The sequence below is a fragment of the Pseudomonas sp. NFACC16-2 genome, assembly GCF_900119205.1.
Classification (GTDB): domain Bacteria; phylum Pseudomonadota; class Gammaproteobacteria; order Pseudomonadales; family Pseudomonadaceae; genus Aquipseudomonas; species Aquipseudomonas fluorescens_Q.
The window spans coordinates 43,684-56,623 of record NZ_FPIX01000011.1 but is presented as its reverse complement, the minus strand read 5'-3'; the positions used below and the strand labels follow the sequence as shown (position 1 = coordinate 56,623).

At 61.0% G+C, this 12,940-nt stretch carries 9 protein-coding genes and 1 pseudogene; 7 read left to right on the top strand and 3 right to left on the bottom strand.

Translation table 11 applies throughout. The features are described from left to right. Both gmd and BT116_RS11925 read right to left on the bottom strand, forming a co-directional pair. Complete coding sequence (gene gmd / locus BT116_RS11930) at window positions 1-969, bottom strand: GDP-mannose 4,6-dehydratase (protein ID WP_072343649.1); 969 nt, start codon at window positions 967-969, stop codon at window positions 1-3. Then, window positions 966-1,880, bottom strand: a complete 915-nt coding sequence (locus BT116_RS11925; protein WP_072343646.1) for a GDP-mannose 4,6-dehydratase — start codon at window positions 1,878-1,880, stop codon at window positions 966-968. Before BT116_RS11925 ends, gmd begins: the two co-directional genes overlap by 4 nt. A 425-nt stretch (window positions 1,881-2,305) precedes the next feature. On the opposite strand from BT116_RS11925, the gene BT116_RS11920 reads away from it, so the two are divergent. The 7 genes and pseudogenes from BT116_RS11920 (at window position 2,306) to BT116_RS11890 (ending at window position 11,451) form a co-directional block, all read left to right on the top strand. After that, entirely contained in the window at window positions 2,306-3,946 is a 1,641-nt protein-coding gene (locus tag BT116_RS11920) for a glycosyltransferase (RefSeq protein WP_072343642.1), read from the top strand. After that, window positions 3,940-5,229 (top strand): annotated as a pseudogene (locus BT116_RS11915) (glycosyltransferase); the annotation flags it as partial. The gene BT116_RS11920 and the pseudogene BT116_RS11915, both read left to right, overlap by 7 nt. A gap of 24 nt (window positions 5,230-5,253) precedes the next feature. Next, window positions 5,254-6,081 (top strand): class I SAM-dependent methyltransferase, encoded by an 828-nt coding sequence (locus tag BT116_RS31035; RefSeq protein WP_371856164.1) that lies wholly within the window; start codon window positions 5,254-5,256, stop codon window positions 6,079-6,081. Then, a complete protein-coding gene (locus tag BT116_RS11905; protein ID WP_072343639.1) occupies window positions 6,078-7,232 on the top strand; it encodes an acyltransferase family protein in 1,155 nt (384 codons plus the stop codon). The genes BT116_RS31035 and BT116_RS11905 overlap by 4 nt, the downstream gene beginning before the upstream one ends. Then, window positions 7,226-8,050 (top strand): class I SAM-dependent methyltransferase, encoded by an 825-nt coding sequence (locus BT116_RS11900; RefSeq protein ID WP_072343636.1) that lies wholly within the window; start codon window positions 7,226-7,228, stop codon window positions 8,048-8,050. Before BT116_RS11905 ends, BT116_RS11900 begins: the two co-directional genes overlap by 7 nt. Before the next feature lie 70 nt (window positions 8,051-8,120). After that, window positions 8,121-9,314: a DUF3142 domain-containing protein gene (locus tag BT116_RS11895; protein ID WP_072343633.1), complete on the top strand. Its 1,194-nt coding sequence runs from the start codon at window positions 8,121-8,123 to the stop codon at window positions 9,312-9,314. After that, window positions 9,301-11,451: a hypothetical protein gene (locus tag BT116_RS11890; RefSeq protein ID WP_072343630.1), complete on the top strand. Its 2,151-nt coding sequence runs from the start codon at window positions 9,301-9,303 to the stop codon at window positions 11,449-11,451. Before BT116_RS11895 ends, BT116_RS11890 begins: the two co-directional genes overlap by 14 nt. 72 nt (window positions 11,452-11,523) lie before the next feature. On the opposite strand, the gene lpdA is transcribed toward BT116_RS11890, so the two are convergent. Beyond that, the gene (gene lpdA, locus BT116_RS11885) at window positions 11,524-12,924 is read right to left on the bottom strand and encodes a dihydrolipoyl dehydrogenase (RefSeq protein ID WP_072343627.1); all 1,401 of its coding nucleotides are present in this window, start codon (window positions 12,922-12,924) and stop codon (window positions 11,524-11,526) included. Window positions 12,925-12,940: the final 16 nt, after the last annotated feature.

Genomic DNA, 12,940 nt, shown 5'->3' with positions numbered 1-12,940 from the left:
CTACTCCTTGGCGACGCGTTTCATGTCCGCATCCATCATCATGCGGATCAGGGTGTCGAGGTCGGTCCTGGGTTTCCAGCCCAGGACGCGTTGTGCCTTGGCCGGGTTGCCGAGTAGCGCTTCGACTTCGGCCGGGCGGAAAAACGCCGGGTCGATCTTGACGAAGTCACGGTAGTCCAGGCCCACGTGTTCGAAGGCAATCCTGCACATCTCGCGCACAGTGGTGGTGACGCCGGTAGCCACTACGTAATCGTCGGGGGTGTCCTGTTGCAACATCAGCCACATGGCCTCGACGTAATCGCCGGCAAAGCCCCAGTCGCGCTTTGCGTCGATATTGCCCAGGCGCAGTTCCTGCTGCTTGCCCTGTTTGATGCGTGCAGCGGCGTCGGTGACCTTGCGGGTGACGAACTCGATGCCGCGCAGCGGTGATTCGTGGTTGAACAGGATGCCGCTGCTGGCATGCAGGCCGAAGCTTTCCCGGTAGTTGACGGTGATCCAGTGGCCGTACAGTTTCGCCACGCCATAGGGGCTGCGTGGGTAAAACGGGGTGTGCTCGTCCTGCTGTTCGGCCTGGATCAGGCCGAACATTTCGCTGGTGGACGCTTGGTAGAAGCGCGTATGCACGCTGAACTGGCGAATGGCTTCGAGCAGGTGGGTGACCCCCAGCCCGTCGACGATGCCGGTGGTCACCGGCTGATCCCAGGAGGCCGCGACGAAACTTTGTGCGGCCAGGTTGTACACCTCGTCCGGCGCCGACTTGGTCACGGCCCGTTGCACGGAGCAGGCATCGGCCATGTCACCGTCCAGGTAAACGATGTCCTGTTCGATGCCCATTTCTCGCAGTCGCCAGCGTGAGTCGCTGCTTCGTCGCGCCACCAGGCCGTGGACCTTGTAACCCTTGTCGAGCAGCAACTTGGCCAGATACGCGCCGTCTTGACCGGTGATCCCTGTGATCAATGCACTTTTCATTCTTGTTGTACCCGTATCTCCCAGTCGGACAGGATCGCCCGCAAGGATTGTTGTGTTGTTGTTTCAGGCGTCCATCCGGTGGTCTGTCGTAGCTTGGCTGGGCTACCACAGACGCGACGCTGTTCTGCGCGGCGAAGACGCGCAGGGTCCTGGATCAGTTGCACGTCGACCTGGGCGATATCGCCCAGTTGTTCGATCAGGCTGCGAATGCTCTGCTCGCGGCCCGAGCAGATGTTGTAGACCTGTCCCGGGGCGCCTTTGTCCAGCAGGGCCAGGTAGGCCGAAATCACATCGCCGACATCGAGGAAGTCGCGGGTCACGTCGATATCGCCCACTTGCAGCCGAGCCGGTTGCAGGCCCAGCTTGATCCGGCTGATTTGCCGGGCGGCGCTGGCAATGACGAAGCTGTCCTTCTGCCCGGGACCGATGTGATTGAACGGACGGGCCACCAGCACCGGCCACCCTTCGCTCATGCCCCATTGCAGGCTCAGCAGTTCGGCCGACAGCTTGCTCACGGCATACGGGTTGCGCGGGGAGGGCAGTTGCAGTTCGGTAATCGGCAGGTGGTCTTCGCTGATCTGGCCATAGACATCACCGGAGCTGACATACAGGAATGTCCCGGTGAAACCCCGGGCCTTGAGGGCCTGGAGCAGATTCAAGGTGCCCAGCAGGTTGATGTGCAGGGTGCGTGCCGGATCGCGGAAGGCTTCGGGGACGAAGGTCTGTCCCGCCAGGTGGATCACGGCGTCGGGAATCTCGGGCCAGAGGCCTTCCAGGGTCTTGGCATCCGTCAGGTCGTAGCGGGCAGCGACAGGCATCACCTGCCACGCCGAATCATGACCGTTCAGTCGAGATTTGAGGTGACGTCCAACGAAACCGCTGAGGCCCGTAACGAACAGACGTTTTTTCAAGCACCAGCCCCCTTCGACGGCTGCTTCGTCTAGAGCGAACTGAGTGGGAAATTTCCGTAAGATCGGGGAAAAATCACTCAACGATCGACCTGGAGAAGCGTTTGTTGTAGTTGTTTGGTTGCCAATCTGTGCCAATTTCGAAGTAATTTCAACAGCGCAAACCGTGACCGGTCAGTTCTCATATTTATAGCGGGTTTATTCTCGCCGAGCGGTTCACGAACCCTTGGTGGATGTGTTTAGAATGCCCTCGTCACGACGCCCACCGAACCTGATTTTCAGGCCGGACCGCAGGCCAATGACTGACTAAAAACAAGAACGAGACGGGTAACAAGACGATGGGTGGGCGTGGCCCCGGGCCGGTTCGATCCATGACTTGACCGTCCTGAATTGGGATCGCCGGGATGGCGATTCCATGATGGGGTACCATGAACTTCATTCTTTACTCGGATGTTAACGATCTCTCCGTCAGCCAGGCCCTCGACTGCGTTGAGAGCAGCCATTACCTTTTGCTCACGGCCTATCGTCCCATGCTGGAAAGCCTGGGACGGGTGCACGTGGTGTCCTCAGTGGCCGAGGTCGATCCGCTTTACCAGAGATTTCAAGAGGCAGGCCAGGATTGCCTGTTTCTCTCATTTTCACCCCCTCACAACACGCCCACGGATCTGCTATGCCCGATGGTCTGTGTGGTCGCCTGGGCGTTCGACTCGATCCCGACCGAGCCTTTTGGCGACGACCCTGGGCGGGACTGGCGTCGTACTTTGAGCCGCCATGGCCGGGTGATTGCGCTGTCAGGCCACGCAGCCGAGGCTATTCGCCGTGCGTTGGGCGAGGATTTCCCCGTGTTGGTCCTGCCCGCTCCGTTGTGGGAGCGTTTCGCGGTGGTTCGTGAGCAATATCCAAGCAGGCCGGTCAATCCGGGCATGGCCCTGCATATCAAGGGCTGCATCATCGACAGTCGCTTTCTTGGGTTGTCGGCCGATGGTTTGATTGCACCTCTCATTGAAGAGAGGCCGGAGCAGGTGTTCGCGGCTCCCGAGGTGGTCATCGAGCCTGTCATCGAGCCGCCGGTCCCGACCTGGCGACGTCGTGGGTTCATTAGCCGACATTACCTGAGGGAAATTTTCAGAGCTTTCAACAGTGATGGCGAGCAGGGGACGTTGTGGCTGATCAAGCACAACCTGCTGTGCTGGTATCGCGAAGCGGTCCGGGACCTGATGCCTGTTTTTGCGCGAGTGTTGCTCAGTAGAGTCCTTCGAGGAACCCCAGCGCCGCCGGTTACCGTGGTGGTCGAGCCATTGCCAGAGCCTGTCCGGGAACCTGTCCCGCCGGAGCATCCCCAGGCCGTTTTGCCGGATACCAGCCAGACGGCAGAGACTGAAGTCAGCGGTGTCGTCTATGTCAGTGTACTTGACCCGCTGGATGGGCAAAAAAACTGGCTTCACCTGATAACGGCTTTCTGCTGGGCCCTGCGTGATGTCGAGGATGCCACGTTGTTGCTGAAAATCACGCAGAAGGACTTGTCGGCCTACTACGTCGAGTTGCTGACTCTGCTATCTCAGCTATCGCCATTCAATTGCCGGGTGGTGGTGTTACACGGCGACCTGGCGGATGAGCAGCTTATCCGTTTGTATGGTGCGGCGACTTATTACGTCAATGCGTCCCGCTGTGAAGGGGTGTGTCTGCCGCTGATGGAATACATGTCTTGTGCACGTCCGGCGATTGCGCCGGACCATACTGCAATGCGTGATTACATCGACGCCGAGGTGGCTTTTGTCGTCAAGTCCAGCCGTGAGCCTACGCCCTGGCCGCAAGACACGCGTCTGCTGTATCGCACCCTGAGCTATCGGCCTGACTGGGGCTCATTGAAGCAGGCCTATCAACAAAGCTATGCCATGGCCCGGCATCAGCCGAATGCCTACCAGGCCATGGCGTCGGCGGCGAGCGAGCGCATGCGTCGCCATTGCGATTTCGCTCCGGCTGAGCAACGGCTGGCGGCTTTTCTCGCGGGACCAAGTCGCGATGAAACGCCGGCGTTCATAGTCCAGCCAGGGTCCGTATCATGCTGATCATTATTTATTCAGAAACCAACCAGACCAATATCCTGGAAAATCTCGGCAAACCCGAATACAGCTACTACTTCGTACTCAAGGAATTCCGTCCGGTGTTGGAGCGTTTGGGGCGGGTCATTGAAGTGTCCCGGCCGGATGAAGAAGTCGATCAGCTGTATGCCGATTGCCTCACTCGTGGTGAGGACTGCGTGTTTTTTTCGTTTTCCCCACCCCATCGCACCGCGATCCACTACGCCTGCCCTACGATTCCCGTGTTTGCCTGGGAGTTCAGCACCATTCCCACTGAAAGCTGGCAAGGTGAACCTCGTCACGACTGGCGCATGGTACTCGGCGCGACCGGCATGGCGATTACCCATTCCAGTTTTACCGTCAATGCCGTGCGTGACGTGATGGGGGCGGATTTTCCGATTGCCGCTATCGCTGCCCCGGTGTGGGACCGCTTTGCCGCTCGCGGTACGGTGTTGGCGCAAAGGCCGACAGTGGATCAAATGCACCTGCAGTTGCGGGGTCTGTTGATCGACAGTCGCACCGCCGACCTGCGGCCCTATGGTCCGCCGGAGCATCTGCCCGGTGCCCCCGTGGTTTTTGAAACTGCGGCCCAGGACTGCGAGTTGGTACTTGACGGTGTGATCTATACGTCGGTGTTCAATCCTTATGATGGGCGCAAGAACTGGCAGGATATGATCAGCGCGTTCTGTGCCACATTCCGTGATATTGCCGACGCGACCCTGGTGCTCAAGCTGACCCATCATGATATTGCCGGCGCGCTCACCCACATGCTGCACCATCTTTACCGGAGCCAGCCGTACCGCTGTCGCATCGTATTGATTCATGGCTACCTGGCGGACGCGGATTACGAGCGACTGGTGGGCGCTACCCGGTATGTGGTCAACAGCTCCTACGGCGAAGGGCAGTGCTTGCCGCTGATGGAGTTCATGTCCTGCGGGCGACCGGCCATTGCACCTCTGAACACGGCGATGGCCGATTATATCGACCACGATAATGCCTTTGTGGTGGACTCCTGTGAGGAGTCGACGGCCTGGCCACACGATCCACGTTCGGCATACCGTACCTTGCGTTATGTCACGGATTGGGACTCATTGTGCTCTGCCTATCGCGCTAGCTATGACGTAGCCAAAAACGACCCAGAACGTTATCGCCGGATGTCGGCCCATGCTGTGCGCAAGCTTGAGATGTATTGCAGCCAGGCCAATGCCGAACGGCAGGTGCGCACGTTCTTGGCGGATATGTACGAGCGACGCCGGAACGCGGGTCAACCGCGGCCCGGACCTTCGACTGAACCTGTGTTGCCATCGGAAGGAGGCGTTTCGCCCCGTAACGTTGGATTCAGCGATGCAATTCTTGATGGCTGGTTTGCTAATGAAACCGGTGAGCTGCTTAAAGGCTTTGCCATAAAAGCCGGCGACACATTCCTGGATGTCGGCTGCGGTGAGGGCTGGGCGACGTCCTTCGCACTGCGCCAGGGGGCATCTCTGATCTTTACCGACAGTGAGCATGACAAGGTGCGGGACCTGGCGCGTCAGGTCGAGACCCAGACGAGCGCGCCCTTCCTGGGGCTGGTGAGCAATAGCCTGCCGCTGCCTCTGGCCGATGGTTGTGCGAACAAAATTGCGTGTATGGAAGTGCTCGAGCATGTCGACCACCCGGAATTATTCATGGCTGAACTTGTGCGCATGGGTCAACCCGGGGCGCAGTATCTGCTCAGCGTGCCCGCGTCGGTGGGCGAGCATTTGCAGAAAGGTATTGCGCCACCTGGCTACTTTCAAACACCCAACCATGTGCGGATTTTTAGTGCCGACCGGTTTGCCGCTTTAGTGGAGGACGCCGGACTGGTCATTGAGCATCGCCAGGCCAGCGGATTCTTCTGGGTCATGGGCATGATTTTCTTCTGGGCTAGCGAAAAGGCGGCGGGGCGGGACCTCAAGGGCGCCGTGCATGATCGTATCCGGGCGCCGTACCCGCCGCTAATGGAACGTTGGGCCAGCCTCTGGCAGGACTTGCTGGCGCAACCCGACGGCCTGGCTATCAAACAGATACTCGACCAATTCATGCCCAAGAGCCAGGTCATCATCGCTCGCAAACCCAATCCTTCGTGTGGGAACGCATCATGAGCAGCAAGCGAATCATGGATATCGAATTGCTGCGCGCCATTGCGGTAATCGGCGTGCTGTTCCATCACATACAAAGCATGCCGCTACCGGGTGGGATGCCACGTCTGGCAGCCACGGCCGATATTTTTCAGCTGTGGTGGGGGGTGGATCTGTTTTTCGCTATTTCCGGATTCGTCATTGGTCGCAACCTGATTCCTCAGTTACGCCGCTGCGATACGCCTCGACAATTCTGGGCCACTACCCGTGAATTCTGGATTCGCCGGGCGTTTCGCCTGTTGCCCTCGGCCTGGCTCTGGTTGTTACTGGTGTTGTTCGCGGTGTTTTTCTTCAATCGCTCTGGCGCGTTTGGCAGTATCGAGGCCAACCTGCAGGCGACGCTGGCCGGATTCCTGCAATTTGCCAACGTACGCTTTGGCGATGCCTTCATGCGTTATGAATACGGCGCGAGCTTCGTGTACTGGACGCTGTCGCTGGAAGAGCAGTTCTATTTGATTTTGCCTTTGCTGGTGTTCGTCACGCGCCGTTACCTGGTCTGGGTGTTGCTGGCGGTGGTGCTGTTGCAGTTTTTCACCATGAGAGGCTTGTGGCTGATGGTTTTTCGTACCGACGCCCTGGCCCTTGGTGTGCTGCTCTCGGTCTGGAGCCTGCGGTCGGATTACGAGCGGTTCGAACCAAAATGGTTACGCCGGTCGGGCCTGGGTGCTCTGTTGATAATGGGGCTCGGTGGCGTAATGGCTGTGATCGCGACTGAGCATTTCAATTTTTCGTTCTATCGCATAGGGGTCATAGCGCTACTCAGTGCCGTGTTAGTCTGGGTGGCTTCCTACGACCGAGATTACCTGCTGCCGCCCAGTCCGGTGAAAACAGCGTTGACCTGGGTCGGCAGCCGATCCTATGGCATCTATCTAATTCATATTCCGGTGTTTTTCCTGCTACGTGAGCTGTGGTTCCGTTTCTCACCGCTGGGATCGCCTGACATGGCGAGCCACCCCTGGCTGGCGTTGGCCTGCGGGTTGTCGTTGATTGGGCTGCTGAGCGAGCTCAACTATCGTCTGGTGGAAATGCCCTTGCGCGCTCGTGGTGCTCAACTGGTGCAACGCTTGTCCGCCAACCGAACCGTCCTTCCTGCCTCTGGAGCCCCGTCATGCTGAGCCTTTTGAAGAAACTCACCATGGGCACGCCCGCGCCCGCTGAGCCGGTCGCCGACAAGGTCGACCCGTACATGCTCGGGTTGCATGATGCGGTGCTCAGCGGCTGGTTCAACCAGCAAACTGACGAGCTGTTCACCGGTTTCCCGGTGAGCCCTGGAGATACGCTGCTGGACGTGGGATGCGGCGATGGCGGTAACGTGCATTTTTGTGCGATGCGCGGGGCGAAGATCATCATCGCCGACATCGACGCGGCCAAGGTCGAGGCCACTCGCCAACGCTTGAGCGACACCCCTGCGCGCGAAGTCGAGTGCCACGTGACCGACTGCAACCCGCTGCCGATTGCCGATGCCACGGCCACGCGGGTGGTGTCCACCGAAGTCATCGAGCATGTCGACGACCCGGCGCAGTTCCTTGCCGAACTGGTACGGGTCGGCCAGCCTGGTGCGCTGTACCTGTTGAGCGTGCCGCACCCCAGCTCCGAAGACCTGCAGAAGGACATTGCCGCGCCGGAGTACTTCCGCAAGCCCAACCACATTCGCATCATCAGCGAAGAGCAGTTCAAGGCGATGGTCAGCGATGCCGGGCTTACGGTGTTGAGCCACAGCCAATACGGTTTCTACTGGTCGATATGGATGCTGTTGTTCTGGGAGGCCAAGGTCGATCTCAGCAACGCCGACCACCCGTTGCTCAATCATTGGGCCGACACCTGGCAAGCGGTGCTGAACTCACCGCGTGGGGCGCAGATCAAGCAGGCGCTGGACGCGGTGGTGGCCAAGAGTCAGGTGATTATTGCGCGTAAGCCGGGCGGGCTTTCATAGCTCCCTCTCCACAGGTGTTCGCCGGGATCCGGGTGGCGTAATCTGCCGGGCTTTATGGGTGGAAGGCTTCATGACTGTTTTTTTCCGGCTCTCCCTGGCCCTTGCCGTGTTGCTTTTGGGCGGGTGCGAACAACCTCCGGCCCCGGCCCTCGATCAACAGCTCTACATCTGGCAACGCCAATGGATCCCGGCCCACGCGCTGGCGCTGCGCCAAAGCCGGGGAGATTTTTCCACGCTGCGGGTGCTGGCGTTGCAGGCTTTTCCCGGGGCGGGCTGGAGCCGTGCGCGGATCGATCCGGCCTTGCTCAAGGCTGATGGCCGTCCGCTGATCGCTGTGATTCGCCTGGACGGTCAGCTCAAGGCTTTGGACCAGGACGAGGTGATCGCGCAGATCCAGCAGGTGCTGGGCGATTGGCAAGCCCAAGGCCTGACCCCGGCAGGGGTAGAAATCGACCACGATGCGGGCAACGCACGGTTGCCGGCTTATGGACAGTTTCTCGGCCAACTGCGGCATGTCCTGCCGGTCAACGTGCGGCTGAGTATTACCGCGCTACCGGCCTGGCTCGACAGCCCGGCATTGCCTGGGTTGTTGGAAACGGTGGACAGCAGCGTGCTGCAGGTCCACGCGGTGAGTGACCCGAGGCAGGGATTGTTCGAGCCGAAACAGGCCCGGCACTGGGCGCAACGCTGGAGCGACATCACCACACGGCCGTTTTATCTGGCCCTGCCGGCATACGGCGTGGCGCTGCTGACCCAGGAAAGTGGCGCGCCGGTGGTGGAAAGCGAAGTGCCGATCGATCGCGGTGGCGAGCGGCGGGAGTTGCTGGCCGATCCGCAACAAGTGGCCGGGCTTGCGGCAGATTTGCGTGCCGATCCGCCGAAACACCTCGCTGGATTGATCTGGTTTCGCCTGCCGCTGGCCGGCGACCGACGGGCGTGGAGCCTGACCACGCTCGGCGCCGTCGCCCGGGGAGATAACCTGGACAGTCGCTTGGCGTTGCAGTGGGGGGAGCAGGGTGGTTTGTACGATATCCGCCTGGTTAACCAGGGCAATCTCGACAGCCCCTGGCCCCAGCGCCTGACGCTGGCTGTCGGCGCGTGTGACGGCGTCGATGCCTTGGCCGGTTATACGTTGCAACAAACCCCCGGACTGCTTACCTTCACCCGCATTCAGGAAGGCCGCTTGGCGGCTGGCAGCCAGCGGGCAATCGGTTGGGCGCGCTGTACGAAAATTGACCAAGGAGGTTTCAATGTTTACCCGTAAGTGGCCTCGTCACCTGCTGTGCCTGAGCCTTTGCCTGCCGCTGGGCCCGGCGCTGGCCTGTGGGCCGGATTTCCCGATGCGCCTGCTGGATAACCGCGCCCAGTCGCTGGCCGAATTACCCGAAGGCAGCTTTCGCTTCGAGGTCAGCCGTCTCGGCCAGGCGATTGCCGGGCTCAAGCCGGCCACCGAGGCGACACGCAACCCGGACTACAGCTATGACGACCCGCCTTCCTACGTTGAACAACGCAACCAGGCCGAGCAGATCGGCCTGACCCCGCCGCAGCAAGCGGTGGTGGAGCGCCTGCGGGCCCTGACCGATGTTGACCAGGTGGCAGCCGAAGCGGCCAACCTGCCTGATGAGCTGCGCTTGTATGCGATTGGCGCGGCGGCTTTCAACATCGGTGAGCATCAGCGCGCTGTGGAGGCGTTCCAGCAATTGCTGGCGTTACCGGCAGACCAACGTCGGTTGCGCAGCACCTGGGCCGCATACTCCCTCGGCCGGGCGTTGTTCGCCGTGAGCACCGAGGCCGGCAGCGGCGACCCTGTGGTCTTGCAGGACCAGGCGCGAGCGGCGTTTCGCCTGGCCCGCGAGTTGAGCATTGCCGGCTTCAGCGATCCGCTGGAATTGGGCGTCGCCAGCCTTGGCGAAGAAGCCCGGGTGGCCTACACCGCTGATGATTGGGACAGTGCCATCGGGCTGTATGCGATCCAGCACCTGCAAGGGTCTCCGGTCGGCTACAGCTCGTTGCTGCAATTGGCCGGTGATTTGAGCGTCCAGCCGGATGAGCGCTTGAGCGAACTGCTCAAGACCCCGTTGGTGCAGCGATTGGTCACCGCCTACCTGCTCAGCCGCGTCGGCTGGTGGGACGGTGAAGAACCCTCGGGCGAGAAAAGGCTGTTCGAACTGTTGCAAGCCAACGCCCGGGACAATCTGGGCGATGCCGACCGTTTGGCGGCGGTGAGTTACCAGCACGGCGATTACGCCAGTGCCCAGGCTTTTGTGCAAAAGGCTGCCGACACCGGCCTGGCCTGGTGGGTGCGTGCCAAGCTGGCCTTGCGCGACGGCGACAAAGTGGCCGCGGCGGCGGCTTATGCCAAGGCTGCCCAGGCTTTCCCGAACGATGAATCCTGGGGCAGCCGGCGGACACCGGATTGGAACTTCGAGTCGGTGCAGCCCAAGTGCCGGGTCGAAGGTGAAAGCGCGATCCTGGCCTTGCAGCGCGGTGATTACCTGCAAGCCTTCGATCAGCTCTATCGCGGCCAGAGCAACTATTGGTACGACGCTGCCGCAGTTGCCGAGCGTGTGCTGACGGTGGATGAGCTCAAGCAGTACGTCGACGCCCAAGTTCCGGCGCCACCGGCGTTGAGTCAGGAGGATCGGGACAACTACGTGCCGCTGCCGGTGGCTGCGAGCCTGCGCAATCTGCTGGGTCGTCGCTTGCTGAGGGAAGGGCGCTTTGATGAGGCACCGGCTTATTTCGATAACGCAGACTTGCAGAACAAGGCCCGCGTCTATGGGCAATTGCGCCAGGACGCGGAGTCCAAATGGTGGCCAACCCGACGGGCCGAGGCCTATTTCAATGCGTCCTGGATGGCGCGTAAATGGGGCATGGAGTTGCTTGGCTATGAGATGGCGCCGGATTACGCCAGCCTGGGCGGTAGCTACAGCCTGGAACCGGTTGAGCTGAAGGTCGGGCCGCTGGTGGCCGAAGGCGAAGTGCAACGCCAGCAGGCCAGCGCCGCGCAGCCGGATGTGCGTTATCACTATCGGTTCGTCGCCACGGCGCTGGCGAGCCAGGCGGCGGATCATTTGCCGCATACCAGCCAGGCGTTTGCGGCGGTGCTGTGCAAAGCGGTGGGGTACAACTCCAGCCTTGAGGAGCAAAGCGCGCTGTATCAACGCTATGTGAAGGAAGGTCCGTATGTGGATTGGGCCGGGGATTTCGGTCATCAATGCCAGGAACCGGACTTCAGCAAGGCGAACAAACGCTACGTGACCCAGGCCTTGGACCCGATGCGTTCGGCGCTGCGACCTTACAAGGCTTGGCTGGAAGTGGGCGGGGCCGTGCTGGTGGTGGCCGTGGCGTTGGGATTGATCAGTCGGCGCCGGCGCAAGGCGCGGATGTCGGCCAGCTAACGGGCGAACACCGATTGTGGCGAGGGAGCAAGCTCCCTCGCCACAGGTGTTCATTCCCGGTTTGCGTTGTGCCTACATCTGCGTCGCCATCCCCTCCACATTCATGGCCGCCTGGCGCAACGCCTCCGAGCGGGTAGGGTGTGGGTGGCAGGTCAGGGCGATGTCCTCGGCTGAGGCGCTGAACTCCATGGCCACGCAGTATTCACCGATCATCTCACTGACGCTCGGGCCTACCAGGTGCACGCCAAGGATCTCATCGGTGCGTTCATCGGCCAGGACCTTGGCGAACCCTTCGGTCTCATGGTTGATCTTGGCTCGGCTGTTGGCGGTGAAGGGGAACTTGCCGACCTTGTAGGCACGGCCTTCGGCCTTGAGTTGTTCCTCGGTCTTGCCGACGCTGGCCAGTTCCGGACGGGTGTAGATGACGCTGGGAATCAGCGCATAGTTGACCTCGGCGGCCTTACCGGAGATCTGTTCGATGCAGGCCATGGCTTCGTCTTCGGCCTTGTGGGCCAGCATCGGTCCGGACGTCACATCACCGATGACCCAGACGCCGGGCGCTTCGGTCCGGTGATTCTGGTTGGCGAGCATGCCGCGCTGGTCAGGGCTCAGCCCGACGTTCTCCAGCCCCAGTCCTTGCGTGTAAGGCCGACGACCGATGGCGACCAGCACGTAATCGGCATCCAGGGGCTGTGCTTCGCCGCCCGCTGCCGGTTCGATCTGCAATTGCACGCCGCTGGCCGAGGTCGTGGCGCCGGTGACCTTCGAACTCAACTTGAACTGGATACCTTGTTTAGCCAAGGCCCGCTGCAAGGTCTTGCCGGCCTCGCCGTCCACGCCCGGGCAGATGCGATCGAGGTATTCCACCACGGTCACCTGGGCACCCAGGCGCCGCCAGACCGAACCCAGTTCAAGGCCGATGACGCCAGCGCCGATCACCACCAGATGCCGGGGCACCTCACCCAGGGACAAGGCGCCGGTGGAATCGAGGATGCGTTGATTGTCGATGGTCACGCCTGGCAGCGGCATGGGTTCCGAGCCGGTGGCGATGACGATGTCCTTGGCGCTGAGTTCGGTCTTGGCGCCATCGTCGCCGGTAACGATCACCTTGCCCGGCCCGTCGATGTGGCCCCAGCCTTTGATCCAGTCGACCTTGTTCTTGCGAAACAGGAACTCGATGCCCTTGGTCAGGCCGGCCACGCTTTCGTCTTTCTGCTTCATCATCTGCGCAAGGTTGAGGGTGGGGCTGACTTCAATGCCCAGGTTGGCGAATTCCGCTCCCGTGGCGGCTTCGTACAGTTCCGAGGCATGCAGCAAGGCCTTGGAGGGCATGCAGCCGACATTCAGGCACGTGCCGCCCAGGGTGGCTCGGCCTTCGACACAGGCGGCTTTCAACCCCAACTGCCCAGCCCGAATTGCCGCGTTATACCCGCCGGGTCCGCCGCCCAGAATGATCACGTCGTAGTTGCTCATCGCTGCTCTCCTGCTT